The organism is Aeromonas sp. MR19 (genome assembly GCF_963899305.1).
GTDB lineage: Bacteria > Pseudomonadota > Gammaproteobacteria > Enterobacterales > Aeromonadaceae > Aeromonas > Aeromonas bestiarum.
Genome location: NZ_CAWQWZ010000032.1, coordinates 18,913 through 44,926, shown reverse-complemented (window position 1 = coordinate 44,926; position 26,014 = coordinate 18,913). Strand labels below are relative to the sequence as shown.

The following is a 26,014-nucleotide window of genomic DNA, read 5'->3' as shown; positions in this document are numbered from 1 at the left end:
GGTTTTATTCACTGTCTTGTCCCTTTTATTATGAGTGTCGCTTTACCAGCGACGGGAATTTAACAGACGAATATGTCAGGGCATGAAGCCGGGATTAATTTTTATGAGGTACGGCACAAAAATAGCCTTATGAGGCCAGCAAAGCCCCGCTCGCCAGTTGCAACGCCAACCCCAGCATGATGAAACCAACAACAGTATCAATCGCTTGCTGAACCCTTCCGCGGGCAAGCCAGGGCGAGAGCGCAGCCGCGCCAAACGCCAGGCTGTAGAACCAGACCAGAGAGGCCAGCATGGCCCCGGCCGCAAAGGCCGGTCGCAACTCCTCGGCAAACTGGCTGCCGAAGGAGCCGAGCAGCATCAGGGTATCCAGATAGACGTGAGGATTGAGCAGGGTCACCCCGAGCGTCATGGCCAGCACGCTCTTGACCCCCATCAACTGCGGCGAGTCCGCAAGCGCAGCCCCCTGCCCGCGCCAGGCGCTGCGCAGGGAACGGATGCCGAACCAGCCGAGAAACAGCACGCCGCCCCAGGTCAGCAGCGCCAGTCCGATAGGGCTGGCCGCCAGCAGGTTGGCCCCGCCGAACACCCCGATCCCGATCAGCACGAGATCGCACAGGCAGCAGAGCGTCGCCGCCAGCAGATGGTGGTTGCGGTGTATGCCCCGGCTCAGCACGAAGGCGTTCTGGGCACCGATGGGAATGATCATGGCAAGGCCGAGGGTGAAGCCTTGCAGGCTAGTTGCGAACATGGATTGAACGTCCAGAAGAGGGATTGGACGGCACTATAAAGGGCGGCGGGGTGTTCAGAGAAATTCATAAATCTGCTGATGGATTCATTTTCCTAATCAGCAGGATTCCTGAGGGCAGGGATGAATTCCATCCGGCACCAACTGTCAATTGCATGATCTGACAATTGTGAGCCTGTCGCTCTGCCCCGAGAATCATTGGGTTTTATTGCATCAGCTTGGGGAAGTTGGTGACAACGACCTGCTCCAGATTGGGCAGCAAAATGCCACTGCTCACCCCCTTGGCGATGGCCTGGTAGCGATTCATCGACCCCGTTTTACGGGTGACCTGATTGAGGTGGTAGTTCACGGTTCGTTCCGTGATCCCCAGGATGCAGGCAATTTCACCCGACGTTTTCCCTTCACTGGCCCAGAACAGGCATTCCGTCTCCCGGTCAGTCAGGGCCTCCTGAGGGTCATCTTCCCGCAGACTGACCCGCACAATCCGGATCGCCGCCTCGAAGATGTAGTTGGACATCCAGGAGAGGATGGGCGAGGACTCCAGCAGCAGATCGCTCGACGCCCGCTCGGCGGTGATGAACGACAGTATGCCGTTTTCCCCCGCCGCACCGTGCAGCGGAAACGAAATGCCGTTGCGCAGCCCGAACTCCGCCGCCAACCCCATCACATCCAGACTGCCCTCTTGCAGAAAACGCGCCCGTCCTTCCAGCCGGTTCCAATAAATGGGCAAGGTCTGCTTGCGGGCCAGCTGAATGATGGGATCACAGGCCAGCATATGGTTGGCCGTATAGGCCTGCACCCAGGAGTCGGGGCACTGATTGAACAGCACCACCTTGGGCCTTTGCATCGACATGGGAATGATCAGCGCGAACCGGTAGTAGTCATAGCCCATACCGAGCGTGAACCGACCGATCAACTCGGCCAAACGATCCCCGTCCGTTACCGAAGTGAAATGTTCGAGGTACTCAAGCAGTTGGTCTTGTTTCATATGCTAGCCCCCCTGGCCAGGGCCTCGATTATAGCGCCGAACACTGAAATGGAGACATCTGAATGCTTGTTTTCAAAGGAAAATTAAAAGAACACCCCAGATGGGAGGTAGAAAACGAGCTTTATCGCTTCCGTAATCGCGTCTTCTCCGATCGCCTCGGCTGGGATGTGGAGTCCCACCGTGGTCTGGAGCAGGACAGCTTCGATACCCCGGACACCCATTGGGTGCTGATCGAGGATGAAGAGGGCCTGTGTGGCTGCATCCGGCTGCTCAGTTGCGCCCAGGATTACATGCTGCCCAGCATATTCCCCAGCGCCCTCGCCGGTGAGGCGCCGCCGCGCAGCAACGACGTCTGGGAACTGACCCGCCTCGCCATCGATGCCGAACGGGCTCCCCGGCTCGGCAACGGCATCAGCGAGCTGACCTGCATCATCTTCCGCGAGGTCTATGCCTTCGCCAGGGCGAAGGGGATCCGGGAACTGGTCGCCGTGGTCAGCCTGCCGGTGGAGCGCATCTTCCGCCGTCTCGGCCTGCCCATCGAGCGGCTCGGCCACCGTCAGGCGGTGGATCTGGGCGCCGTGCGCGGGGTCGGTATCCGCTTCCACCTGGATGAGCGCTTCGCCCGTGCCGTCGGCCAGCCCATGCAGGGCGAGTATGCCGATGCCCGCGAGCTGGTCACTGAGTGAGAGTCGCCATAAAAAAATCCCGGGATAAGACCCGGGATTAAAAGTTCTCGCTATGGCCCGTTTCCACCCCATGCAAAAACGGACGCAAAAGAGTATCCCCTGAATATCTTTTGACCACCACTGTCACATCTCACAGTGACAAACCCGCTTTCACCCCGCACACCACGCCAGCCGGGCCTGTCGGCGATCCGGCCAGCGCAGCGTTGTCCTGCGGTCGCCACTCCAGTAGCATCCCTTCTCAATACCTGTACGGATAAGGAATGCTGATGAAGGCCCTGGACTACAAGCTGCTGCTGGCGCTGGATGCCGTGATGCAGGAACAAAACTTCGAGCGGGCCGCCCAGCGCCTGCACATCACCCAGTCCGCCATCTCCCAGCGCATCAAGCAGCTGGAGCAGCAATTCGCCGAGCCGCTGCTCATTCGCAGCCAGCCGCTGCAGGCGACCCCCCTCGGCCAGAAGCTGCTGGCCCACTACCGCCAGGTGCGCCAGCTGGAACTGGAGCTGGCCGGCGAGATAGCACCCGACGAACCCCAGGCCCCGATCCGGGTCAGCATAGCGGTTAACGCCGACAGTCTGGCGACCTGGTTCCTGCCAGCCCTCGCACCTCTGCTGGAGCAGCACCCCATAGAGCTGAACCTGCTGGTGGATGACGAGTGCCGCACCCTGGACCGGGTGCGCGAGGGGCAGGCCTTCGGCGCCGTCAGCCTGCACGGCCAGCCGCTGGCGGGTTGCTGCGTCGACGAGCTCGGCGAGATGCACTACCTGCTCACCGCCAGTCCCGCCTTCGTCGCCCGCCATTTTCCAAATGGCATGACCCGGGCAGCGCTGGCCAAGGCGCCGGCGGTGGCGTTTGATCAGCGTGACGACATGCACGTCAGCTTCATGGCACGCCACTTCGGGCTGGAGCCCGGCGGCTATCCCTGCCACACGGTGCGCTCGTCGGAGGCCTTCGTCGCCATGGCCGAGCAGGGGCTCGCCTACTGCCTCATCCCCGAACTGCAGATCCGCCAGCAGCTGACCCAGGGCAGCCTGCTCGATCTCAGCCTGCAGCATCACCTGGTCGAGCGCCTCTACTGGCACCGCTGGGTGCTGGAGCGGGGGCTGCACAAACAGATCTCCCAGCGCCTGATCGATCAGGGGCGCCACGCACTGCACAGGGGCTGACGGGGCCATTCACCTTGGCTTTGGAGGGGTAAAAACGTATAGTGCTGGGCGATCCTTCATCAGGTCTCCACCCAGGTTTTCCACTTCAGGTTCCTCACTTATGTTCCAAGACAATCCGCTGCTGGCCCAGCTCAAGCAACAAATCCGCGAAAACATCCCCAAGAAAGAGGGTGTGATCCGCGCCTCGGACCGGGGCTTCGGCTTTCTGGAAGTCGATGAGAAGACCAGCTATTTCGTGCCGCCTCCCTACATGAAGAAGGTGATGCACGGTGACCGGGTGAGCGCCCTGATCCGTACCGAAAAAGAGAAGGAAGTGGCCGAGCCGGATGCCCTGCTGGAGCAGGCCGTGACCCGCTTCGTCGGTCGCGTGAAGATGTTCCGCGATCGCCTCAACGTGGTGCCGGACCATCCGCTGATCAAGGACGCCATCAAGGCCCGCGCCAAGAAGGGTCTGGATGAGAAGTCCTTCAAGGAAGGGGACTGGGTGGTGGCGACCCTCAAGCGCCACGCCCTGAGTGATGGCAACTTCTCCGCCGAGATCAGCCACAAGATCGCCGATCAGGAAGACCACAACGTACCCTGGTGGGTGGTGCTGGCGCGCCACAACCTGGCCCAGATTGAACCGGCCGACCTGCCCGAGTGGAACGTCATCGAAGAGGAAGAGCTGCCGCGCACCGACCTGACCGCGACCCCCTTCTTCACCATAGATGGCGCCAAGACCAAGGACATGGATGACGCCCTGGCCATCCGCAAGCTGGACAACGGCTGGGAACTGCTGGTCGCCATCGCCGATCCGACCGCCTATGTGGCCGAAGGCAGCGAGCTGGACAAGGAAGCCGCCCAGCGCGCCTTCACCGTCTACATGCCGGGCCGCAACGTGCCCATGATCCCGCGCACCCTCTCGGACGAGCTCTGCTCCCTGAAAGAGGGCGAGGAGCGCAACACCCTGTGCGCCCGCCTGCTGATCGCCGAAGACGGCCTGCTGCTGGAAGAGACCGAATTCTTCGCCGCCCGCATCTGCTCCCACGCCCGCCTCAACTATGACGAGGTCTCCGACTGGGCCGAGCATGGCAAGGCGCTGGACATAGACGCAGACGTCATGGCCCAGCTGCCGCTGATGAAGGCGATGACGGAGGCACGCATCGCATGGCGCACCGAGCACGCCCTGGTGTTCCCGGACAGACCCGACTACGACTTCGAGCTGGGTGAGAACGGCGCCGTGCTGGCCATCCACGTGGAGCCGCGCCGCATCGCCAACCGCATGATCGAAGAGTCGATGATCGCCGCCAACATCTGCGCCGGTCGCGTGCTGGGCAAGAGCGTCGGCTACGGCATCTTCAACGTCCACACAGGGTTCGATGAAGAGTCCCTCGACGGCGCCATCGACCTGCTGAAAAGCGCCGAGGCCCCGTTCGAGAAGGAAGAGATCGCCAGCCTGTCCGGCTTCTGCGCCCTGCGCCGCTGGATCGACAGCCTGGATACCCGCTGGCTGGACGGCAAGATCCGCCGCTTCCAGAGCTATGCGCTGATGTCCGCCGAGCCGGGTGCCCATTACGGCCTTGGACTGGATGCCTACGCTACCTGGACCTCCCCCATCCGCAAGTACGGCGACATGGTCAACCATCGCCTGCTCAAGGCCGTCATCGCTGGCAAGACCCCGGGTGAGCGCCCAAGCCAGGAGCTGACCGAGCACCTGACCGAGTGCCGCCGCCTGCACCGCAGGGTGGAGCGCGACATCGGCGACTGGCTCTATGTCCGTTACCTCAAGGCCGATGCCGGCACCGACAAGGTGTTCAACGCCGAGATCATCGACGTGATGCGTGCTGGTCTCAAACTGCGTCTGCAGGAAAACGGCGCCGTGGTCTTCATGCCCGCCCGCCACATCCTGGACAACAAGGAGCGGCTGGAGTGCAACTGGGATAACGGCCGCGTCTACCTGGACAAGACCGAAGTGGTCTATGAGCTGGGCCAGATCATCGAGGTCAAGCTGACCGAGGCGGTAGAAGATACCCGCTCCCTCATCGCCAAACCGGCGGTGGATCTGGTGCCGGGTCCGGCACCGGAAGCCCCTGTGGCCGACAGCGCAGTGACCGAGAGCACTGCAGCCGAGAGCACTGACGCTCCTGCAGAGGCCGCCCCCAAGGCGGAATAAGCCCGGCGTCAGCAACTGGATAGCCATAAAGCCCGCAACCCTGCGGGCTTTTTTATGGCCGTTGTTCACGGCCAGCAGAAAGAGGATGCCCCCGCCCGCAACCAGCCCTCTCCATGGCCCCCTTGAGCCAACAGGCGAGTGCTGAGCAGGCGGCCCCTATGAGGCGATGGTCAGGGGAGCGCTCACCCTCTCAGTCACCGGCGTGAAGGCTGGGTTAAGGGCTGCTCGGCGGACGCATGGCTTGCTCCTGAGCCTGCCGACCGAGGAGGTGCGTCCTCTTGGCCAGCTGTGGCTTGCTTATTTTTCACACCGGGGATAAGGTGAACATCATAAATGAACGAACGTTCGCTCATTAAACTTGAACCAGCAGAGGGGAAACCGGCCATGTCCGTCAATCACAACCGCCTGGAGCTGCGGCGGGAGCAGATCATCCAGGCCGCCCTCGACTGCTTCATCGAGCGGGGCTTCCACCAGACCGGAATGCGTGACATAGCCGCCGCCGCCGGGGTGAGTCTGGGCAACCTCTACAACCACTTCGCCCGCAAGGAGGAGCTGATCGCCCTGATCGCCTCGCTGGAAGCGGCCGAGCTGCAACCTTTGCTGGATGAGCTGACCCGGGGGCCGGCCCGCGCGGCGCTGGCCCGCTTCGCCGCCGGCTACCTCGCCTGGTCGCTGACCCCGGAGAACCTGCTGCTCGGCACCGAGATCCTGGCCGAGCTGACCCGCCACCCCGAGATGGCCGCCACCTTTGCCAGCAACCAGCGCCAGCTGTGTGATGCCCTGGCTGCTGCGGTGCGCCGTGGCCAGCAGGCGGGGGAGCTGGCTGCCCGCCTGGTGCCGGATCTCACGGCCCAGCTGCTGCTGGATGCACTGGAGGGGCAGGCCCTGCGCCACGCCCTGGCCCTGCACCCGGAGCAGGCGCCGGTCGTACAACGACTGCCCCAGTTGCTGGACTTGCTGCTGGGCCCGGCCAGCTGATCACCCCAAGGAGTCGCCATCATGAGCACCTCGCTCAATCGACTGGAAGGACTGGATCTGGCCCGCGCCCTGGCCCTGCTCGGCATGGTGCTGGTGAACTTTCGCATCGCCATGGGGGTGCTGACGGGCGGGCCTGACTGGCTCAAAGCCCTGCTGGATGCGTTGGAGGGGCGCTCCGCCGCCAGCTTCGTGGTGCTGGCAGGCATAGGCCTGGGTCTGTCGACCCGCAAGCTGAGCTGGCCGGCAGCCATGCACCACACCGCCAGGCGGGCTCTGTTCCTGCTGATCCTGGGGCTGCTCAACTACCTGGTGTTTCCGGCCGACATCATTCACTACTACGCCGTCTACTTCCTGCTGGGGGCCTGCTGTCTGCGGCTTCCCTCCCTCTGGCTGCTCGCCCTGATCCCCCTGCTGGCGGCAGGTTTCGTCAGCCTGCTGTTTCACTTCAATTACGATCAGGGCTGGCAGTGGCACAGCTTCAGCTATCCCGAGTTCTGGACCCTGCACGGCTTCGTCCGCAATCTGCTGTTCAATGGCTGGCACCCCGTGGTGCCCTGGCTGGGCTTTCTGCTCTACGGCCTCTGGTTGAGCCGCCAGGCCCTCGCGAGTGCAACCGTACAGCGCAGGCTGCTGGTCGGCGGGCTGAGTGCCATGGGGCTGGCCAAGGGGCTGTCGCTCTGGTTGCTGACACTGTTTCCCCAGCCTGAGCTGGCGCCTCTGCTGGCGACCCAACCCATACCTCCGGCCCCGCTCTACCTGCTGTTCGGCATGGGAGCGGCCAGCACCCTGATCGCGCTCTGTCTCTGGCTCGGCCGCGCCCTGCCCCATGCGCGCTGGTGGCGGGTCTGGCTGCCGGTCGGACGGCAGACGCTGACCCTCTATATTGCCCACATCATGATCGGCATGGGCGTGCTGGAAGCGCTGGGCTGGCTGCAGGGGCAGGATCTGCCCGAGGTGGTGCTGGCTGCCGCCCTCTTCGCCCTGGCGGCACTGCTGTTTGCCACTCTATGGAGTCAGCGCTTCGAGCGAGACCCGCTGGAGGGGGTGATGCGCCGGCTGTGCGGCTGAAGGAGCTGAGTGGAAAGCTGAAAGTGGGTTACAAAATAACTGATTCATTGGTGATTAATGACATAAAGTGAAGGATTCATCGTCCTGACTCGCTGATTGGGGGTCACTGCGATCGCCCCATTTGAATACAAATAATGCATTTGTGATTCACATCACATTGACAGCCAGTTTGCGCAAACCACATAAGGTGATCTTTATCACATTAAATCTGCGTGATCGGCAGAAAAGATCGAAATGTAGCCAAACTACAGCGTCTGAATGTGATCGGCGTCACCATGAAGGGAGGGGGGTGGTCTGGGTATTTGAGAGGTATGTCACAAGACACCCCGTTTTCAGCCTAATTTGATCACAAGCTGGTAGATTGAAGTTGCTTAGACGACTGGGATGGGGGTTCGGCAAAACCCGTCATCCCGACTACCACTTTTAATCAAACAGGCTTAAAACGGGGTCCCGACATGTTATCACCGGATACCAAAGTCAAGATACAGAATTTTGGACGCTTCCTGTCCAATATGGTCATGCCCAACATAGGCGCCTTCATCGCCTGGGGCTTCATTACCGCACTCTTCATCCCCACCGGCTGGCTGCCAAGCGAAACCTTGGCCAAGCTGGTCGGCCCCATGATCACCTACCTGCTGCCGCTGCTGATTGGCTATACCGGCGGCAAGCTGATGGGTGGTGAACGGGGCGGCGTGGTCGGTGCCATCACCACCATGGGCGTCATAGTGGGGACCGACATCCCCATGTTCATGGGTGCCATGATGGTCGGCCCGCTGGGTGGCTGGGCCATCAAGCGCTTCGACAAGGTGATGGAAGGCCACGTCAAGAGCGGCTTCGAGATGCTGGTCAACAACTTCTCCGCCGGCCTCATCGGCATGTTGCTGGCGATCCTCGCCTTCTTCGTGATAGGTCCCTTCGTCAAGGTGCTCTCCGGCGTGCTGGCCGGTGGCGTCGGCTTCCTGGTGGACAACAACCTGCTGCCGCTCACCTCCATCTTCGTCGAGCCGGCCAAGATCCTGTTCCTCAACAACGCCATCAACCACGGCATCTTCTCGCCGCTGGGGATCCAGCAGGCGACCGAGCATGGCCGCTCCATCTTCTTCCTGATCGAAGCGAACCCGGGCCCGGGCATGGGCGTGCTGCTGGCCTACATGGTGTTCGGTCGCGGTGCCGCCAAGCAGTCCGCTGCCGGTGCCTCCATCATTCACTTCTTCGGTGGCATCCACGAGATCTACTTCCCGTATGTGCTGATGAACCCGCGCCTCATACTGGCGGTGATCGCCGGCGGCATGACAGGGGTCTTCACCCTGACCCTGTTCAACGCGGGTCTGGTCTCCCCCGCCTCGCCGGGCTCCATCTTCGCCGTGCTCTTGATGACGCCGAAAGCCTCCCTGATCGGGGTTGCTCTCTCCATCATCTGCTCGACCCTGGTCTCCTTCCTGGTCGCCGCCGTGTTCGTGCGCGCCCAGCAGCCGGAAGCCGACGAGGCCGATGCCCTGGGTGAAGCCACTCGCAAGATGAAAGCCATGAAGGGTGCCAAACCCGAAACCGCGGCGGCCAAGAAGCCGGGCGGTGAACTGATGGCGGTGCGCAATATCGTGGTTGCCTGCGATGCGGGCATGGGTTCCAGCGCCATGGGCGCCGGCATGCTGCGCAAGCGGGTGCAGGCCGCCGGGCTCGACATCAGCGTCACCAACCGCGCCATCGATCAGCTCGACGATCAGGTGGACTGGGTCATCACCCACAAGGACTTGACCGAGCGGGCCCGTCGCCATGCGCCGCACGCCCACCACATCTCGCTCACCAACTTCCTCGACAACGGCCTCTATCAGGAGCTGGTGCAGAGCCTGACCCAGGCTGCCAACGATGACGTCGCCCACCCCCAGCTGCTGGTGGCTGCCAACGACGACCACTACGAGCCGCAAGCCAGCGAGGTGTTCACCCTGAGCCGTCAGGACGTGCACCTGGGGCTCAAGGCCGACAACAAGGAGGCCGCCATCCGGGCTGCCGGCAAGCTGCTGGCGGATCGGGGCTACGTGGCGCCCGACTACGTCAACGCCATGCTGGAGCGCGAGCAGCTGGTCTCCACCTACCTCGGCGAATCCATCGCCGTGCCCCACGGCACCATAGCCGCCAAGGAGTTCGTGAAGCGTACCGGCATCGTCATCTGCCAGTATCCGGCCGGGGTCGCCTTCGGCGAGGCGGCCGATGAAGTGGCGCGCTTGGTGATCGGCATCGCCGCCCGCAACGACGAGCACATGCAGGTGATAACCCGCCTGACCAATGCACTGGATGAACCCGGTCTCATCGACCGGCTGGCCAGCACCCAGGATCCCCAGGAGTTTCTGGATCTGCTGGGTGCCGAACAGGCTGCGTAATCGTCCTTCATCGTCTTTGGTTGTAGAGGTTAATATCATGAAAACATTGCATTTTGGTGCCGGCAATATAGGTCGTGGCTTCATTGGAAAACTGCTGGCGGACGCCAGCCACCAGGTCACCTTCGCCGACGTCAACGAGACCCTGATCGATCAGCTCAACCACCGCCAGGAGTACAAGGTGCACGTGGTGGGGGCGGATCAGAAGCTGGACGTGGTGCGCAACGTGGCGGCGGTCAGCTCCGCCGGTCACGAGGTGATCGCCCGCATCATCACTGCCGATCTGGTCACCACAGCGGTCGGCCCCAATATCCTGGACAAGATTGCCAGCACCCTGGCCAAGGGGCTGCAGGCCCGCTTCGATGCTGGCAACCTGACGCCGCTCAACGTCATCGCCTGCGAGAACATGGTGCGTGGCACCAGCCATCTCAAGCAGGAGGTACTCAAGTTCCTGCCGGTCGCGTATCATGCCACGCTCGAATCTTGCATCGGCTTCGTCGACTCGGCGGTGGATCGCATAGTGCCACCGGCGGCGGCCAACGACGATCCGCTGGAAGTGACGGTGGAGAGCTTCAGCGAGTGGATCGTCGATCAGACCCAGTTCAAGGGCGAACTGCCGCAGGTGGCGGGCATGGAGCCCACCGACAACCTGATGGCCTTCGTCGAGCGCAAGCTGTTCACCCTCAACACGGGCCACATAGTCACCGCCTACCTCGGCAAGTTGCGGGGCTATCGCACCGTGCGCGAGGCGATTGAAGATCCTGTGATCCGCAGCAAGGTGCGCCGCGCCATGGAGGAGAGCGGAGCCGTGCTGGTGAAGCGTTACGGCTTCGATCCCCGTCTGCACGCCGCCTATATCGAGAAGATCCTGGCCCGCTTCGCCAACCCCTATCTGGTGGACGAGATTGATCGGGTCGGCCGTCAGCCGCTGCGCAAGCTGGCGGCGGGGGATCGGCTGGTGAAGCCGCTGCTCGGCACCCTGGAGTACGGCCTGCCGAGCGATCACCTGCAGGAGGGGATAGCCGCGGCGCTGCACTATCGCAACGCCGATGACCCCCAGGCGGTGGAGCTGCAGAGCCTGCTGGCAGAGCTTGGCCCGGCCCAGGCCCTGGCCCGGGTGACAGGCCTTGCCGCCGACAGCGAGATAGTGCGTGCCATCGTCGCCCGTTACGACACCTTGAAGTGACCCTGATGGGGCGCACTCATCGCCGGACCGCCGCATCAACCGGTTGAATGGCATGGGAATTCGCCCCATATGATAAAAACCGGGAGAGAGGCACTCTCTCTCCCTGTCAGCTGGACCCTAAGCACCTATGACCACACACCAGGAAGATGAAGTACTGGAACGACTGAACGAGCAGGATGGCCCCCGCGGCTTCTTTCTCGAAGTCGTGACCATCCTGGAAGAGGCGGTCGACTCCCTGATGCGGCGCGCGTTCCGCCAGGAGGAGTATGCCGTCAAATACGCCATCGAACCCCTGCTCAACCAGAGCGGCCCCCTCGGCCAGCTGGAGGTGCGCCTCAAGCTCATCTTCGCCCTCGGTCTCATCTCCCTCGAGCGCTATCAGGATCTGGAAGCCTACCTGAAGATCCGCGACTTTCTGGTGCGCGATCCCAAGGATTACCGCTTCAGCGACAAGCCGATCCGCGATCTGCTGAATCGTCTGCACGGTCTCAACCAGGGCAGCATGATGCCGCAGGATCCCCCGGCCAACGAGGAAGACTGGCCCTTCTACCAGATGCAGCTCAACCGGCTCGATCAGGTGGTGCGCTCGGCGCTGGTGCTGGCGGTGGCCGACTGCGTCACCGATCTCCACAAAGAGAGCCCCATCTAATCCGGCTGGAGGCGTCAGCTCGGCAGCCTCCCCTTGCCCACCCCTTCTTCCCAACGGCCATGACGCCGGCTGTCGCGCCCATCCCCGCAGCCCTTGCTCGCGCCGCCACCGGGTGTCAATCTGACCAGCTTCCCCGCTACACTTCCCCCTAGTCCATTAGCTGAGTCGAGGTCTGCATGATTGCTCTCTCCCTGGCCGGGATCGCCCTGGTCTCAGTGCTGGCCCAGTGGCTCGCCTGGTCGCTGCGGGTGCCCGCCATCCTGTTTCTGCTGCTCACAGGCCTGACCCTGGGCCCGGTCAGCGGTCTGCTCGACCCCGATGCCCTGCTCGGCGACCTGCTGTTTCCGCTGGTTTCCCTCTCGGTGGCCATCATTCTGTTTGAAGGGGCCCTGACCCTGCATCTGGCCGAGCTCAAGGGGATAGGCAAGGTGGTGCGCAACCTCTGCTCGGTGGGCATGCTGGCCAGCTTCGCCGTCATCGGCAGCGCCAGCTACTTCCTGCTGGGGCTGGACTGGCGGGTCGCCATGCTGCTCGGCGCCGTGCTGGTGGTGACGGGGCCGACCGTGGTCGCCCCCATGCTCAACGTGATCCGCCCCACCCGGGAAGTAGACCGCATCCTGCGCTGGGAAGGGATAGTCATAGACCCCATCGGTGCCCTGTTCGCCGTGCTGGTGTTCGAGGCGGTGCGCCTCGGCAGTCAGGGGGATCTCATCGGCCACACCCTGCTGGCACTGGCAAAAACGGTGGGGGTCGGCTCCTTCATCGGGGTGGCCGCCGGCTGGCTCACCACACTGCTGATCCGCAAGGACTGGCTGCCGGTCAGCCTGCACAAGTTCGGGGTGCTGGCGCTGGTGCTGGTCACCTTCAGCCTCTCCAACTGGCTCAGCCACGAATCCGGCCTGCTGGCGGTCACAGTATTCGGCATCTGGCTCGCCAACCAGGAGGGGCTGGATCTGGAGGAGGTGCTGGCCTTCAAGGAGGATCTCGCCGTCATCCTCATCTCCTCCCTGTTCATCCTGCTGGCGGCCCGCCTCGATCTGGCCCAGCTCTGGCAACTCGGCCCCATGGTGCTGGCGCTGTTGTGCGTGGTGCAGTTCGTGGCGCGCCCGCTCTGCATCCTGGTCTCGACCTGGGGCTCGGATCTCTCCTGGCGAGCCCGCGCCCTGCTCAGCTGGATAGCGCCGCGGGGCATAGTGGCGGCGGCGGTCAGCGCCTCCTTCGCCATCAGCCTGCATCAGGCCGATATTCCTGATGCGGACAAGCTGGTGCCCCTGGTGTTTGCAGTGATCATCTCCACAGTGGTGCTACAGAGCCTCACCTCTGCGCCGCTGGCGGGCCTGCTCAAGATGCGCCAGAGCGCCCCCAGCACCTGGCTCATCATAGGGGCCAACTCGGTGGCGCGGGCCATAGGCCGGGCGCTGGCTGAGCAGGGGGTGCCAGTGCAGCTCTGCGACCCGGCCTGGGAATTTTGCAGGCAGGCGCGCATGAGCAATCTGCCCTGCTACTTCGGCAATCCGCAGTCCGAACATGCCGAGCTGCACCTGCCGCTCACCAGCATCAGCACTGTGCTGGCGCTCTCCCCCAACCGTCACAACAACGCCCTCGGCGTGCTGCACTTCGCTCATCTCTATGGCGAGGAGAAGGTCTACTCCCTGCGCTCCAGCGAACAGCACGGCAAGGCGAACCGGGAGAGCGCCACCTTCCGCGCCCGCCAGAACCTGTTCGGCCCCGAGGTCAACTATGCCCGCCTGAGCGGCCTGCTGAGCCGGGGCGGCCAGATCAAGGCGACCCGCCTGAGCGAGGCGTTTGACTGGGCGCAATACCAGGTGGCCAATCCCGGTGCCATCCCGCTGTTCGTGCTGGATGGCAAGGCCAGGCCCCGCATAGTCACAGGCCCTGTCACGCCGCTGGCGGGGGAGCTGCTGATCGCCCTGCAACCGCCGAAGGAGGCAGCCAGCTCATGAGCGAGACGTCGCACCACCACAATCCGCTGCTCGCCCCCCTGCTGGCCCTGCTGCAACAGGCCAGGGGCGGCTACAAGGTACACGAGCTGCTGGCCGCCCTGCGCCGGCAGGGGGCGGTTCCGACGTTGGCGGAGGATGAGCAGTTGCAGCTGTTTCGGGTCAATTTCCTCATCATGAACGCCCTCTACCAGCTGCAGGCCGAGCTTCATGACGAGGGCTGGTGGCTGGTGATCAGCACCCTGGATATCCGGCTCGAACCCCTTGCCGGGGCAACAGATACTCGCCAGAGGCTGGCCCTCGGCCAGCCGCTGCGCAGTTACTACCTGGACTGGCGGGTGTTCTGGCAGACCGACAGGGAGGAGGTGGAGGCCCTGCTCACCCGCTTCTGGCTCGCTTATGACGGAACGGGGCGCAGGGCGGAGGCGCTGGCCCTGTTCGAGCTGACCGCAGATGCCAGCCAGGAGACAGTGCGCCGCCGCTGGCGGGAGCTGGCGCTGCAACACCACCCGGATCGGGGTGGCGATGCCGAGACCTTCATCCGCATTCGCTGGGCCTGGGAGTGCCTGAACACAGCCAAATGAGCCGGGCCGCCCCCTGCCCCAGCCACTAGACTTGAAGAGGCGCCAAGAGTCACAGGAGGACATCATGACAGTCAGTGAACTTCGCCTGCTCTACCAACAGCAAGCCTTCGAGGAAGCCGAGATCCTGCAGGATGCCATACTGCCGGGCTGGATCGTGGAGTTCAGGGGTCAGGATGGCAGGTTGTACGAGCTGACAGACACCCTGGGTTGCCCCCGCTATTTCGGCTCGATCGAGGAGGCCCGCCAGCACGTGCATCTGGTGGCGGACTGCCCGATCCAGGTCGAGCATCTCTACCGCTTCTTCGAACGCTGAGCGGCATTCAGGATCAAGAAAGGCTCCCGAGGGAGCCTTTTCTCATTCAGGTTGCAAGGGTTCCGCCCCCTTGCCCTCCAGCCGTCTGACCGGTTTTTGCAGGATCAGGTTGGCCGGATAGGTGACCAGATCGCCGTTGTCATCGCGCACCCTCAGGTAGAACAGACCTATCTCGGTAATGACGCCGGTGACGGAATCGTCCTTGTCGAGGATGCGGATCCGGTCGCCAATCTTGTAGGGGAAGGCGAAGAAGATGGTGATGCTGGCGGTGATGTTGGAGAGGATCGACCACTGCGCCACCATGGCGACGCCAAGCACGGCGAAGAAGGAGGAGGCGAGCACCACCAGCCGGGAGAAGTCGAGCCCCCACACCCCGGCCAGGATCAGCAGGGTGGCGCAGCCGAGCAGGAAGTGGAACACGTGCTCCACGTAGAGCACCCGGTTCTCGCTCACCTGCCGGCTCTGGGCCAGCGCCAGCAGACTCTTGTGAATGAGGCTGCGGATCAGGGTGTGGCCCAGCAACAGCAGCAGGGTCACGCCAAAAGATTGCCACATGGTCATGACGGCTCCTTACCACCAGCGTCTGTGTTTGAGCCAGACGGCCAGTCCGGTGGCCAGTGCCACCAGGGAGCCGCAGAAGACCCAGAAGGCGGTCGGGCTCTCGGCCCCCGGGATCCCCCCCAGGTTGATGCCAAACAGGCCGGTCAGGAAGCTGGCGGGCAGAAACAGCAGCGCCATCACCGACATCTGGTAGGCCCGGCGATTGGTCGCCTCCGCCATCAGGTTGTTGATCTCGTCCGCCAGCACGGCGGTGCGCGCCACCCCGGCATCCAGATCATCCAGCCAGCGCCGCAGCCGGTCGGCGATATCGAGCAGGCGGCGCCTGTCATCCTCGTCCAGCCAGCTGATCTTCTCGTTGGCGAGGCGCGCCACCAGATCCCGCTGGGGGGAGAGGTAGCGGCGGATCATGATGAGCTGCTTGCGGATCAGCGCCAGCCTGCCGTTGGCGGGCAGGTCGCGCATCAGCACCATCTCCTCCAGATCCAGGATCTTATCGTGCAGCTCCTCGACAAACTCCCCCGCTCTGTCGGTCAGGGCGTCACAGATCTCCACCAGCCAGTCGGCCGGGGTATCGGCACCGCCCCCCAGTTTCAGCTGGCCATACACGTCCTGCTCCGACAACAAGGCGCGACGACGGCTGCTGATGATGAGATCCGGGGTGATATAGATGCGCAGCGCCACCATCTCTTCGGGCCTGTGATCCTTGTTGTGGTTGATGCCGCGCAGGATCAGCAGCACGGTTTCCCCCATCCGCACCAGCTTGGGCCTGTTGCTCTGGCCGAGCAGGGACTCGCGCGCCGCGTCATTGAGCAGCGGGGTCTGCAGCAGCCAGCGGGCCGCTTCCGGATTGCCGTAATCCAGATGCAACCAGCCGGGTTTATCCCCCGGTATCTCACTCCCCGCCGCCAGCGGCTGCATGCCGCCCTTGCCATCCAGGGTCAGGCCATAAATCACGTCACTGGGCACCCGATCCATCTGCTCGTCCTTCTTGTTCCGATTCATCGGCCCAGCTTACACGAAAGCCGGGCCTGACTCAGCCCCGGGGCAGCCGCCCCGCGCCGGCCATGTTAAGATGCGGCCTAATTTCAGACACAGGAAGCCATGCCATGCCCATCTGGGTCGATGCCGATGCCTGCCCCCTCCCGGTCAAGGAGATCCTCTACCGCGCCGCCCACCGCGCCCAGGTCGTCACCACGCTGGTGGCCAATCAGGGGCTGCGCGTTCCCCCCTCCCCCTTCATCAAGACCCAGCAGGTGGAGAAGGGATTCGATGTGGCGGATCATGTGATCGCCCAGCAGGTCACGCCGGGGGATCTGGTGATCACGGGCGACATACCGCTCGCCTCCTGGGTGATAGATGCCGGTGGCGAGGCGCTCAACCCCCGCGGCGAGATCTACACCCGCGAGACCATCCAGGCGCGGCTCGGCATGCGCAACTTCATGGAGGAGCTGCGCTCGGCCGGGGTGCAGACCGGCGGCCCGGCACCCTTCAACGCCGCCGACAAGCAGCGCTTCGCCAACGCCCTCGACAAGTGGCTGCTCAAGGGCAAGCTGAGCTGATTGCGGCCTCCCCGGCATCCAGCCGGGGATATTCATTCCTACCTCCTTGTGCTTAATTTTTCCTTAAGTTTGGTGCCCTAACCTTGTGGCTGTTTCACACCCACCCGCAAGGAGCACACATGAAACTAACCCCTCTGTTGTTACTGATCCCCCTGTTCAGCGGCGCCGTTCTGGCCGATCCCCAGTGTACCCAGACCGACAAGAGCCAGTGGCTGAGCGAGGCGGATGCCCAGCAGAAGATCAAGGCGATGGGCTACGACATCAAGAAGTTCAAGGTGACCAAGACCCACTGCTACGAGATCTACGGTTGGGACAAGGAGAAGCGCAAGGTCGAGATCTACTTCGACCCGACCGACCTGAAGAAAGTGAAAGAAGAGATAGACGAATAACCGAGCCATGGGCCGGTCTGTCGCCGGCCCCCTTGATGGAGCCTTGCCATGACAACCCCGTCTGAAGTGAAAGTCTGGGATCCCCTCATCCGGGTGTTTCACTGGGCGACCGTGATCCTCTGCCTGCTCAACTTCTTCGTACTGGAAGAGGGCAGCAAGAACCACAGATACGTCGGCTATACCCTGGCAGCCCTGCTGCTGATCCGGCTGCTGTGGGGACTGGTCGGCCCCCATTACGCCCGCTTCGGCCAGTGGTGGCCGACGCCGGCCCGCATTCGTTACTACCTGCGCCAGCTGGCGCAGGGCCGTCACCCCTATTATCTCGGCCACAATCCGCTCGGCGCCCTGATGATCTGGCTGTTGCTGCTGTCGCTGGTCGGCACCCTGGCCACCGGCTGGTTCACCACCTGGGATGCCTTCTGGGGTGAAGACTGGATGGAAGAGCTGCACGAGGTCGTCGCCAACACCCTGATGGCCGCCGTCGGTGTCCATGCCGCCGTGGTGATCCTGACCGACCGCCTCACCCGCAGCGATCTGCTGCGCGCCATGGTGCTGGGCAAAAAACGGGTGCCCGCCGATGCCAAGGTGGAAGATCCGCGCAGTTAATGACCGGGCCGGTCCGCCGGCCCCGGTTTTTTGCTGCAATGGCCCGCGACACTGGTAAGATGCGCCGCCATTTCTCCATGCCGTAAGCCACCATGACAGCCCAAGGGCACCTGCTGTTTTCCGTCACCTGCACCCTGCTCGCCCACAAGTTCCAGCTCACGCCGGCCCTGGCCGATGCCAGCCTGTGGCAGACCATACCCGCCGCACTGGCCAGCGCCCTGCTGCCGGATCTCGACCACCCCAAGTCCGTGCTGGGTCAGCGGCTGCCCTGGATCTCCAAGCCATTGTCGCGGCTGTTCGGTCATCGCGGCTTCACCCACAGCCTGCTGGCGGTGGCCGCCGCCATCTGGGGGCTGGATCAGAGCCTGGCTCCCGCCCTGCTGCCCACCGGCGTCAAGGATGCCCTCATTATCGGCTACCTCAGCCACCTGCTGGGGGACTGGCTCACCCCCGCCGGCATACCGCTGTTCTGGCCCCTCAAGCGGCGCTACCGGCTGCCGGGCTGGCCGCTCAAGAGCGGCGGTGCCGTCGAGACCGGCTTTTGCACCCTCACCCTGCTGGCCGCCGGTTACTGGGCCCACTGGGCCGGTTGAGCGGGCTCAGACCCGACGCGACTGTGGATTGGCCGGAAGCTCTTTTGATCCCCCCTGAAAAAAACAAACCCCTGCCGAGGCAGGGGTTTGTCATGGTGAGAGCGGATGGATGAGTTACAGCATCACACCGGCAATCACGGCGGAGAGCAGGCTCACCAGGGTAGAACCGTACACCAGCTTCAGACCGAAGCGGGAGACCATGTTGCCCTTCTCTTCGTTCAGTGCTTTTACCGCACCGGCGATGATGCCGATGGAGCTGAAGTTGGCGAACGACACCATGAAGATGGAGAGGATGCCGACGGTGCGCGGGGAGAGCTCGGCAGCGACCTTGCCCAAGTCCATCATGGCCACGAACTCGTTGGTCACCAGCTTGGTCGCCATGATGGAACCGGCTTGCAGGGCTTCACCACCCGGGATACCCAGGATCCAGGCGATCGGGTAGAAGAGGTAGCCCATGACGTACTGGAAGTTGACGCCAAACGCCAGCTCGAACAGGTAGTTGACCAGGGCGATCAGGGCGATGAAGCCCACCAGCATGGCAGCCACGATAACGGCCACGGAGAAACCGGCCATGATGTACTCGCCCAGCATCTCGAAGAAGTTCTCTTTCTTCGGGGTGTGGTGCTCGTCGCCCTCGGCGATGGCTTTCAGGTCGGTGACAGAGTTGTCCGGCTCATACGGGTTGATCAGTGACAGCACAATGAAGGTGCTGAACATGTTGAGCACCAGCGCGGCCACCACGTAACGCGGCTCGATCAGCTGCATGTAGGCACCGACGATGGACATGGAGACGGTGGACATGGCGGTCGCCGCCAGGGTGTACATCTGCTTCTCGTTCAGGTGTGGCAGTGTGTTCTTGAGCGCGATGAAGTTCTCGGACTGGCCGACGATCATGGAGCTGATGGCGTTGAAGGACTCCAGCTTGCCCATGCCATTGATCTTGGCCAGCACGGTACCGATGCCACGGATGACGATGGGCAGCAGACGGATGTACTGCAGGATCCCGATCAGCACAGAGATGAAGACGATGGGCATCAGCACCATCAGGAAGAAGGAGAAGGCCCCTTCGTTGACCAGGCCACCGAACACGAAGTCGGTACCCTGTTTGGCAAACTCCATCAACTTGGTGAAGCCGGCAGCGAAGCCACCCACCACAGCCAGACCCACTTCGGAGTTCAGCATGAACCAGGCCAGTGCCAGTTCGACCACCAGCAGTTGGCCGATATAGCGCAGTTTGATCTGTTTCCAGTTGTGGCGGTTAGCCAGCAAAGCGAGAGCGAGGACCATCACGAGTCCGAGCACAAAGTGAACGTATTCCATACCAGTAGCACCTGAGTGAATTGTTATTTTTGACCGGCGCCATCATAGACATTTGCATATTTAAAAATCAGATAGCCATCACAATCTGCGGTAAAAATATGCATGTTGGATAATACAAACGTTTTTAAATTAATTAAACACTCCGCACGACATCTAATCACTGTTCAATAAATATAAAAATAGATAATAAACAGCCAGTTACAAATAAACATCTCAACCAGCAAGAGCCACAACAACACAATATTAACATTCACTTAAAACGCTGACCGCCCCGTCGTAGCGGTCAGGTTAAATTTGAGACAAAAATATTTAATCAAACCAGAGTGACAAACGTTTATCTTATTTGCGATGAACGACGCCGGCTTAGTCGCACTATTTTTGACGCTGTTTTGCATTCTGTTCCGTGCACACAAGCAGGAAAGGCCCCGCTTTTTCCTGCACGCACCTCACCAGGTCCCTTTGCTCAGGCGTTCAAAAATCCGCCACACCCGAGGCCGCATTCTGGTACAATGCGCGGCCTTAGCGTTAGCGCATCCCCGTTTTCTCCGAAATAGAGTCCTTTTGTGAACAACAGCGAATTTAGCAGCCTCAACCTCTCCCCCGCCCTGCTCGAAAACCTCGCCAGTCTGGGTTATCTGCAGATGACCCCGATCCAGGCCCAGAGCCTGCCCCTGGTGCTCGATGGCAAAGATCTGATCGCCAAGGCAAAAACCGGCAGCGGCAAGACGGCCGCCTTCGCCCTGGGTCTGCTCTCCCGGCTCAACGTCAACCGCGTCGACGTGCAGGCGCTGGTGCTCTGCCCGACTCGCGAACTGGCGGATCAGGTCGCTCAGGAGATCCGTCGTCTGGCCCGCGCCCTGCCGAACGTCAAGCTGGTGACCCTGTGTGGCGGTACCCCGACCGCGCCGCAATCGGCCACTCTGGGCTTCGGTGCCCACATCGCCGTCGGCACCCCGGGCCGCATTCTCAAGCACCTGGAACAGGGCACCCTGGAGCTGTCCAGCCTGGAGACGCTGGTGCTGGACGAGGCGGATCGCATGCTGGACATGGGCTTTGGCGAAGACATCAACAAGGTCATCAGTTATGCGCCCGAGCGCCGCCAGACCCTGCTGTTCTCCGCCACCTACCCGGAAGGGATAGCCCAGATGAGCCGCGGCGTGCAGCGCAACCCGGTCGAGGTGAGCGTGGAGTCACTGCACGAAGGCAGCGCCATCGAACAGAAGCTGTATGAAGTGCCGGCCGGCCAGCGCCTCGACGCCCTGACCTGGCTGCTGAGCCACTACCAGCCGAGCTCCTGCGTGGTGTTCTGCAACACCAAGCGGGCCTGCAACGACGTGGCCGACCACCTGGCTGCCAAGGGCTTCTCGGCGCTGGCGCTGAACGGCGACCTGGAGCAACGCGAGCGGGATCAGGTGCTGGTGCGTTTTGCCAACGGCAGCGCCACCATACTGGTCGCCACCGACGTGGCCGCCCGTGGTCTGGACATCAAGGAGCTGGGCGCCGTCATCAACTTCGAGCTGACCTATGACCCCGAGGTGCACGTGCATCGCATCGGTCGTACCGGTCGCGCCGGCCAGCAGGGTCTGGCCCTGAGCCTGTATCAGCCGAACGAGGCCCAGCGCGTCAACTTTATCGAGGAGTACCAGCAGGCTCCCATCCCGCAAGGGGATCTGGCCGAGATTGGCCGCGAGATCAAACCGATCGCGCCGCTGATGGCCACCCTCTCCATCGATGCGGGCCGCAAGACCAAGGTGCGCGCCGGTGACATCCTGGGCGCCCTGACTGGCGAAGGCGGTATTGCCGGGGCCGATGTTGGCAAGATCCAGATCTCCGAGCAGTACTCCTACGTGGCGGTGAAGCGCAGCGTGGCGAGCGCCGCCCTCAAGCGGTTGCAGGAAGGCAAGATCAAGGGGCGCACCTACCGCGCCCGCAAACTGGGTTAACGATGCAGTCGGGCATGACACCTGCCCGACTCGTCACGAACCACAGCACGGGCGCCTCTGCAGGCGCCTGTTTTTTATCGCACATGTGCCATTCCCATGGCATGGACAACACAGATGAACAGAGAACCCCAAGCCGACGTCAGCTGCCAGAACTGCGAAGCCTGTTGCTGCCGCCTCGAAGTCATGCTGTTTACCGATACCGGCGTACCGGATCGCTACGTGGACGAGATAGAGGGACAGGTGCCCGTGATGCACCGGCTGGAAGATGGCTGGTGTGCGGCGCTGGACCGAAATACCATGATGTGCCGCATCTATGAGGTTCGCCCCCTCATCTGCCGCGAGTTCGAGATGGGTGAGCCCGACTGCGTCGACGAGCGCGACAAATGGTTTATCAAGCTGGAGTGAGCGGAGCCGGATCGGCGGCCAGCCGCTGCTCCAGCCAGCACAGCGCCTCGTCGGCCTGCTCGAAGTAGCGGATCGCCTGGAATGGCAGCTCGCTGAAGACCTGGTCGGCCAGGTATTGCTTGAAGCTTCCCGCCAGCACCACCGCCAGAAAAGCGCAGCCATTGGCGGCGCACCAGCCGAACTGCCGACGAAAGCGGGCAAGCACCTCGGGCCCTGCCGCCTCAAACTCGGTCGCCACCTCGACGATCCCCCAGGGCGCATCGCGCAATTCCGCTATCTGTCGGCTGAAGGCGGCCTCATAGGCTATGGCCCCCGCCAGGTTGAAGGGGCCGCTCGGCTGACAGATCAGCACCTGTCCACGCCGCTGCATCTCAAAATGGCCGTGTGGTTGCAACTTCACGCCAGTCTCCTTCCTTGGATCCTTTCCCACTGCACCAAAACGGTGACATGTTGCAACAAGGTAAGGATTTATCTACCAAAAGTCCACGCCACCACGCATGGCCAAGCCCAGGTTCCATCGCCTGGCAGCCCCTGACCGGCACAGCTACCCAGGCAATTTTGATCCGCCGCCCCTCCCATCATGTTCTGTTGCAGTTAACAAAACGTTGCTGTTATCATTCGCGCCGCCATAAACATTCCACCAGCTGAAACGTTGGTCATCAACGCAAGGATCAGAGATGAAAAACCGGGACTCGAGTCACTACCAGCGGATCTGGCGCTGGCACTTCTACGCCGGCCTCTTCGTCGCCCCCTTCCTGATCCTGCTCTCGCTCACCGGCATTGTGTACCTGTTCAAGCCCCAGCTCGACAATCTCATGTATCCCGAGCTGATGAAGGTGACGCCAGCCAGCCAGACCCTGAGCGCAGATCAGTTGCTGGTCAAGGCGATGGTGGCCATGTCGGACGCCAGCCTGAGCAAGTACCTGCCGCCAGTCAGCCAGGATGCCAGCGCCCAGTTCATCGTCCGTCAGGGCGGCCGCGAGCTGACCCTGTTCCTCGATCCCGCCAGCGGCGCCCTGCTCGGCACCCTGGACAACCAATGGAATCTGCAGGCGGTGGCCCGTGCCCTGCACGCCGAGCTGCTGCTCGGCACCACGGGGGATAGATTGATCGAGCTGGCGGCCGGCTGGGGAATCGTGCTGCTCATCAGCGGCCTCTATCTGTGGTGGCCACGCAAGGGGCCGGGGGTGGGCGGTATCCTCTGGCCCAGAATGAACCAGCGCGGACGCCTCTGGTGGCGTGATCTGCACGCCGTAGTCGGCTTCTGGGGTGCGGGCTTCCTGCTGCTGTTGCTGCTGAGCGGCATGACCTGGACCGGTTTCTGGGGGGATCAGTTCGCCAACGTCTGGAACCGCTTCCCGGCCGCCATGTGGAACCAGGTGCCCGCATCCACGCCGCTTGCCCGCAGCCTGAACCAGGCCCACGACCAAACTGTGCCCTGGGCGATGGAGAACACCCCCATGCCGAGCTCGACACAGCCCGATGAGATGGCCTCCATGGCGATGGCTGACACGGCCATACCGCAGAGTGCGGAAGGTCACGATCACAGCGACATGAACCATGGCGGGGAACACGAGGGGATGGTGATGGCCGAACACCGCATCCCGCTGCAACAGGTGGTGAACATTGCCAACGAACGCCAGGTCACCCCGGGCTACAGCATCACGCCGCCGGCCGGCAAGAGCGGCGTCTACACCATAGCCCTGTTCGCCGATGATCCGCGCAACGATGCCACCCTGCACATAGATCAGTACAGCGGCAAGGTACTGGCCGACGTGCGCTGGCAGGATTACGGCCTGGTCGCCAAGACGGTGGAAACCGGCGTCATGCTGCACACCGGCAAGCTCTACGGCTGGCCCCATCAGCTCGCCATGCTGCTCATCTGCCTGATGGTGTTGCTGAGCGCCGTGAGCGGCCTCTGGATCTGGTGGAGCCGCCGCCCGCAGGGCCGTCTCGCCGCCCCGCCGCTGCCGGCCAAGCTGCCCCCCATGCGCGGCGCCATCGCCGTGCTGGTGCTGCTCGGCATCTGCTTCCCGCTGGTGGGCGCCTCCATGGTCATCATCTGGCTGCTGGACAGCCTGATCTTCTCCCGCCGCGCCACCCGCCTGGCACGGGCCAGCTGAGGGCACTCGCCGACGATGGCGGCAAACAAGAAGGGCTCCTCATCAGGAGCCCTTCTTGTTTCATCCCCCCTATTATTCCATCGCCTCGACCAGCGCGATAATCTTCCGCGCCTTCTCGAAATGGTCGAGTCTCTGGGTCTGGATCCACCAGGTCGCCGCCTCCATCAACAACTCGGGGTCGTCATTGCGGTTGGCAAAAAACGCATAGAAGGAGACGCCCACCGCCTCCCCCTTCTGCGCAATCTTCTGGTGGCAGACCTGGATGATTTTCTTTTTCAATGATCCGCGCATGTGCTTTTTCCCCTCATGCTTGCGTGCGGGCAAACCCCGCCCGCAGTGCCTCGACGGGCAGGTAGCGGCCGATGATCACCAGCCGAGATTGAGGAGGCGTCTCCTCCCAGGGAGAGCCGTAATCGAACCCCGCTACCCTGTGTACTCCCTGCACTATCAGGCGGCGCGATTCACCCGCGATGGCCAGCACCCCCTTGTAGCGCAGCATGTCATTGCCATGCAACTCGATGCACTGCTCCATGAAGGCGCCGATTTGCTTCAAATCCAGCTCGCCCCCCTCGAACAGCTGGGCCGAGATGGCATCCTGCCAGGAGCGCGGCCGCGCCGAAAGCGGGCGAAACGCCTCGAAGCCCTGCTGCCCTGCCCGCACAATGCGAAGGCCTGAACTCAGCGCCAGCTCGTCGCTCAGGCTGAAGGCATCCAGATCCAGCCAGCACTCGGCCGGGCACTCACCCTGCACTATGTCGAGGATCTGCGCCCTGGGGTTGATCCCGTGGACTCGCGCTATGGCCGCCTCCCGCGTCGCCCCGTCCACCCTGTCGGTCTTGGTGAGCAGGATGCGATCGGCAAAACCTATCTGGGCCGCCGCCACCGGATGCTCGTCCAGCTGGCGGCCTATGTGTTCACAATCGACCAGGGTGATGACGGCATCCAGGCACAAGGCATCGCGCAACTCTTCTTCGACAAAGAAGGTCTGGATGATGGGGGCAGGATCGGCGAGCCCCGTGGTCTCGACGATCAGCCGCTCGAACCTCAGCTCCCCCGCCGCCCGTCGGGCCAGCAGGTCGCTCAGCGCTGCCCGAAACTCGCCGCGCACGCTGCAGCAGACGCAGCCGTTGCTGAGCTCCACCACGCTTATCCCCTCACCTCCCTCCAGCAGGGCGCCGTCTATGTTGGCGGCGCCGAACTCGTTCTCCAGGATGGCCACGGAGGCGTCGGCGTGGTGGCGCAGGAAGTGGTTGAGCAAGGTAGTCTTGCCGGCGCCGAGAAAACCGGTCAGCAGGGTGACCGCTACAGCATTCGTCATGATGGGAGTCCTGTGGTGAGGGGGCTAGTCGCAGTGTCCGCTATATCCGGCCAGAGCCGAGAAAACCGTTCAATCAAGGGCGACCGCGACAGCATGTCGTCATGATGGGATCCTGCGATATGAAACCTAACAGCAGCGCCCGCCATTCTTGCCGCCGTAGCGGGCATCCTGGCGTTCGCGAAAGAACTCGTCGTGGCTCATGGGGGTCTGCTCGGGATGAGTCAGCCGCATGTGCTGCACGTAGTTGTCGTAATCGGGCACACCCACCATGAGTCTGGCGGTCTGCCCCAGATACTTGCCCGCCTTGGCCAGGGTATCGAACATGCAAACTCCTTAAAGGCCGTCG

General features: G+C 62.7%; 27 protein-coding genes. 18 read left to right on the top strand and 9 right to left on the bottom strand.

Features of this window, described 5'->3' with window-relative positions:
- Nucleotides 1-127: 127 nt before the first annotated feature.
- Entirely contained in the window at nucleotides 128-748 is a 621-nt protein-coding gene (gene lysE, locus AACQ95_RS14630; RefSeq protein ID WP_241278882.1) for an L-lysine exporter, read from the bottom strand.
- Nucleotides 749-950: 202 nt separating this feature from the next.
- Complete coding sequence (locus AACQ95_RS14625; protein WP_042868909.1) at nucleotides 951-1,733, bottom strand: LuxR family transcriptional regulator; 783 nt, start codon at nucleotides 1,731-1,733, stop codon at nucleotides 951-953.
- A 62-nt stretch (nucleotides 1,734-1,795) separates the two neighbouring features.
- Between AACQ95_RS14625 and AACQ95_RS14620 the strand changes: the two genes are divergently transcribed.
- The 11 genes from AACQ95_RS14620 (at nucleotide 1,796) to AACQ95_RS14570 (ending at nucleotide 14,851) form a co-directional block, all read left to right on the top strand.
- Nucleotides 1,796-2,419, top strand: a complete 624-nt coding sequence (locus tag AACQ95_RS14620) for an acyl-homoserine-lactone synthase (protein WP_043557422.1) — start codon at nucleotides 1,796-1,798, stop codon at nucleotides 2,417-2,419.
- A gap of 266 nt (nucleotides 2,420-2,685) precedes the next feature.
- Complete coding sequence (locus AACQ95_RS14615; protein WP_241278881.1) at nucleotides 2,686-3,585, top strand: LysR family transcriptional regulator ArgP; 900 nt, start codon at nucleotides 2,686-2,688, stop codon at nucleotides 3,583-3,585.
- Nucleotides 3,586-3,685: 100 nt separating this feature from the next.
- On the top strand, nucleotides 3,686-5,737 hold the full coding sequence (locus AACQ95_RS14610; RefSeq protein ID WP_043140738.1) for an exoribonuclease II: 2,052 nt from the start codon (nucleotides 3,686-3,688) through the stop codon (nucleotides 5,735-5,737).
- Between the two features lie 384 nt (nucleotides 5,738-6,121).
- Nucleotides 6,122-6,715 carry a TetR/AcrR family transcriptional regulator gene (locus AACQ95_RS14605; RefSeq protein ID WP_241278880.1) on the top strand — a complete coding sequence of 198 codons (594 nt, stop codon included), beginning with the start codon at nucleotides 6,122-6,124 and terminating at the stop codon, nucleotides 6,713-6,715.
- Between the two features lie 21 nt (nucleotides 6,716-6,736).
- Entirely contained in the window at nucleotides 6,737-7,783 is a 1,047-nt protein-coding gene (locus tag AACQ95_RS14600; protein ID WP_241278879.1) for a heparan-alpha-glucosaminide N-acetyltransferase domain-containing protein, read from the top strand.
- Nucleotides 7,784-8,238: 455 nt separating this feature from the next.
- Nucleotides 8,239-10,161 carry a PTS mannitol transporter subunit IICBA gene (locus AACQ95_RS14595; RefSeq protein ID WP_241278878.1) on the top strand — a complete coding sequence of 641 codons (1,923 nt, stop codon included), beginning with the start codon at nucleotides 8,239-8,241 and terminating at the stop codon, nucleotides 10,159-10,161.
- A 37-nt stretch (nucleotides 10,162-10,198) separates the two neighbouring features.
- Entirely contained in the window at nucleotides 10,199-11,344 is a 1,146-nt protein-coding gene (locus AACQ95_RS14590) for a mannitol-1-phosphate 5-dehydrogenase (protein WP_241278877.1), read from the top strand.
- A 127-nt stretch (nucleotides 11,345-11,471) separates the two neighbouring features.
- On the top strand, nucleotides 11,472-11,993 hold the full coding sequence (locus AACQ95_RS14585; protein WP_042868891.1) for an MltR family transcriptional regulator: 522 nt from the start codon (nucleotides 11,472-11,474) through the stop codon (nucleotides 11,991-11,993).
- A 176-nt stretch (nucleotides 11,994-12,169) separates the two neighbouring features.
- A complete protein-coding gene (locus AACQ95_RS14580) occupies nucleotides 12,170-13,957 on the top strand; it encodes a cation:proton antiporter (RefSeq protein ID WP_241278876.1) in 1,788 nt (595 codons plus the stop codon).
- Nucleotides 13,954-14,538, top strand: coding sequence for a DNA-J related domain-containing protein (locus AACQ95_RS14575; RefSeq protein WP_241278875.1), 585 nt, complete (start codon nucleotides 13,954-13,956; stop codon nucleotides 14,536-14,538). Before AACQ95_RS14580 ends, AACQ95_RS14575 begins: the two co-directional genes overlap by 4 nt.
- Nucleotides 14,539-14,602: 64 nt before the next feature.
- The gene (locus AACQ95_RS14570) at nucleotides 14,603-14,851 is read left to right on the top strand and encodes a hypothetical protein (protein WP_241278874.1); all 249 of its coding nucleotides are present in this window, start codon (nucleotides 14,603-14,605) and stop codon (nucleotides 14,849-14,851) included.
- A gap of 42 nt (nucleotides 14,852-14,893) precedes the next feature.
- Here the strand turns inward: AACQ95_RS14570 and AACQ95_RS14565 are convergent, their stop codons facing one another.
- Both AACQ95_RS14565 and zntB read right to left on the bottom strand, forming a co-directional pair.
- A complete protein-coding gene (locus tag AACQ95_RS14565) occupies nucleotides 14,894-15,412 on the bottom strand; it encodes a mechanosensitive ion channel domain-containing protein (protein ID WP_042868883.1) in 519 nt (172 codons plus the stop codon).
- Between the two features lie 9 nt (nucleotides 15,413-15,421).
- Nucleotides 15,422-16,414, bottom strand: coding sequence for a zinc transporter ZntB (gene zntB, locus AACQ95_RS14560; RefSeq protein ID WP_241278873.1), 993 nt, complete (start codon nucleotides 16,412-16,414; stop codon nucleotides 15,422-15,424).
- 104 nt (nucleotides 16,415-16,518) lie between these two features.
- Between zntB and AACQ95_RS14555 the strand changes: the two genes are divergently transcribed.
- The 4 genes from AACQ95_RS14555 to AACQ95_RS14540 all read left to right on the top strand — a co-directional run bounded on the left by AACQ95_RS14555 (nucleotide 16,519) and on the right by AACQ95_RS14540 (nucleotide 18,559).
- Nucleotides 16,519-16,971, top strand: a complete 453-nt coding sequence (locus AACQ95_RS14555) for a YaiI/YqxD family protein (RefSeq protein ID WP_042868879.1) — start codon at nucleotides 16,519-16,521, stop codon at nucleotides 16,969-16,971.
- 119 nt (nucleotides 16,972-17,090) lie between these two features.
- Nucleotides 17,091-17,360 carry a PepSY domain-containing protein gene (locus tag AACQ95_RS14550; RefSeq protein ID WP_241278872.1) on the top strand — a complete coding sequence of 90 codons (270 nt, stop codon included), beginning with the start codon at nucleotides 17,091-17,093 and terminating at the stop codon, nucleotides 17,358-17,360.
- Between the two features lie 48 nt (nucleotides 17,361-17,408).
- Entirely contained in the window at nucleotides 17,409-17,966 is a 558-nt protein-coding gene (locus AACQ95_RS14545; protein ID WP_241278871.1) for a cytochrome b/b6 domain-containing protein, read from the top strand.
- Between the two features lie 92 nt (nucleotides 17,967-18,058).
- Nucleotides 18,059-18,559: a metal-dependent hydrolase gene (locus AACQ95_RS14540; RefSeq protein WP_241278870.1), complete on the top strand. Its 501-nt coding sequence runs from the start codon at nucleotides 18,059-18,061 to the stop codon at nucleotides 18,557-18,559.
- Nucleotides 18,560-18,673: 114 nt separating this feature from the next.
- Here the strand turns inward: AACQ95_RS14540 and AACQ95_RS14535 are convergent, their stop codons facing one another.
- Nucleotides 18,674-19,879, bottom strand: coding sequence for a NupC/NupG family nucleoside CNT transporter (locus tag AACQ95_RS14535; protein WP_241278869.1), 1,206 nt, complete (start codon nucleotides 19,877-19,879; stop codon nucleotides 18,674-18,676).
- A gap of 563 nt (nucleotides 19,880-20,442) precedes the next feature.
- Between AACQ95_RS14535 and dbpA the strand changes: the two genes are divergently transcribed.
- Together dbpA and AACQ95_RS14525 are read left to right on the top strand one after the other, a co-directional pair.
- Nucleotides 20,443-21,822, top strand: coding sequence for an ATP-dependent RNA helicase DbpA (dbpA, locus tag AACQ95_RS14530; RefSeq protein ID WP_042868868.1), 1,380 nt, complete (start codon nucleotides 20,443-20,445; stop codon nucleotides 21,820-21,822).
- A 114-nt stretch (nucleotides 21,823-21,936) separates the two neighbouring features.
- A complete protein-coding gene (locus AACQ95_RS14525) occupies nucleotides 21,937-22,227 on the top strand; it encodes a YkgJ family cysteine cluster protein (protein WP_139708554.1) in 291 nt (96 codons plus the stop codon).
- Here the strand turns inward: AACQ95_RS14525 and AACQ95_RS14520 are convergent.
- Nucleotides 22,214-22,627 carry a hypothetical protein gene (locus tag AACQ95_RS14520; RefSeq protein WP_042868865.1) on the bottom strand — a complete coding sequence of 138 codons (414 nt, stop codon included), beginning with the start codon at nucleotides 22,625-22,627 and terminating at the stop codon, nucleotides 22,214-22,216. The two genes, AACQ95_RS14525 and AACQ95_RS14520, sit on opposite strands and share 14 nt — an antisense overlap.
- A 277-nt stretch (nucleotides 22,628-22,904) precedes the next feature.
- Here AACQ95_RS14520 and AACQ95_RS14515 point away from each other — a divergent pair, with 277 nt between their 5' ends.
- Nucleotides 22,905-24,350, top strand: coding sequence for a PepSY-associated TM helix domain-containing protein (locus AACQ95_RS14515; RefSeq protein WP_241278868.1), 1,446 nt, complete (start codon nucleotides 22,905-22,907; stop codon nucleotides 24,348-24,350).
- Between the two features lie 72 nt (nucleotides 24,351-24,422).
- Here AACQ95_RS14515 and AACQ95_RS14510 read toward each other — a convergent pair whose 3' ends face one another.
- The 3 genes from AACQ95_RS14510 to AACQ95_RS14500 all read right to left on the bottom strand — a co-directional run bounded on the left by AACQ95_RS14510 (nucleotide 24,423) and on the right by AACQ95_RS14500 (nucleotide 25,992).
- Entirely contained in the window at nucleotides 24,423-24,641 is a 219-nt protein-coding gene (locus tag AACQ95_RS14510; protein WP_042868861.1) for a DUF6500 family protein, read from the bottom strand.
- 13 nt (nucleotides 24,642-24,654) lie between these two features.
- The gene (locus AACQ95_RS14505) at nucleotides 24,655-25,668 is read right to left on the bottom strand and encodes a CobW family GTP-binding protein (RefSeq protein WP_241278867.1); all 1,014 of its coding nucleotides are present in this window, start codon (nucleotides 25,666-25,668) and stop codon (nucleotides 24,655-24,657) included.
- 126 nt (nucleotides 25,669-25,794) lie between these two features.
- Nucleotides 25,795-25,992: a YbdD/YjiX family protein gene (locus AACQ95_RS14500; RefSeq protein WP_025325546.1), complete on the bottom strand. Its 198-nt coding sequence runs from the start codon at nucleotides 25,990-25,992 to the stop codon at nucleotides 25,795-25,797.
- Between the last annotated feature and the right edge of the window lie 22 nt (nucleotides 25,993-26,014).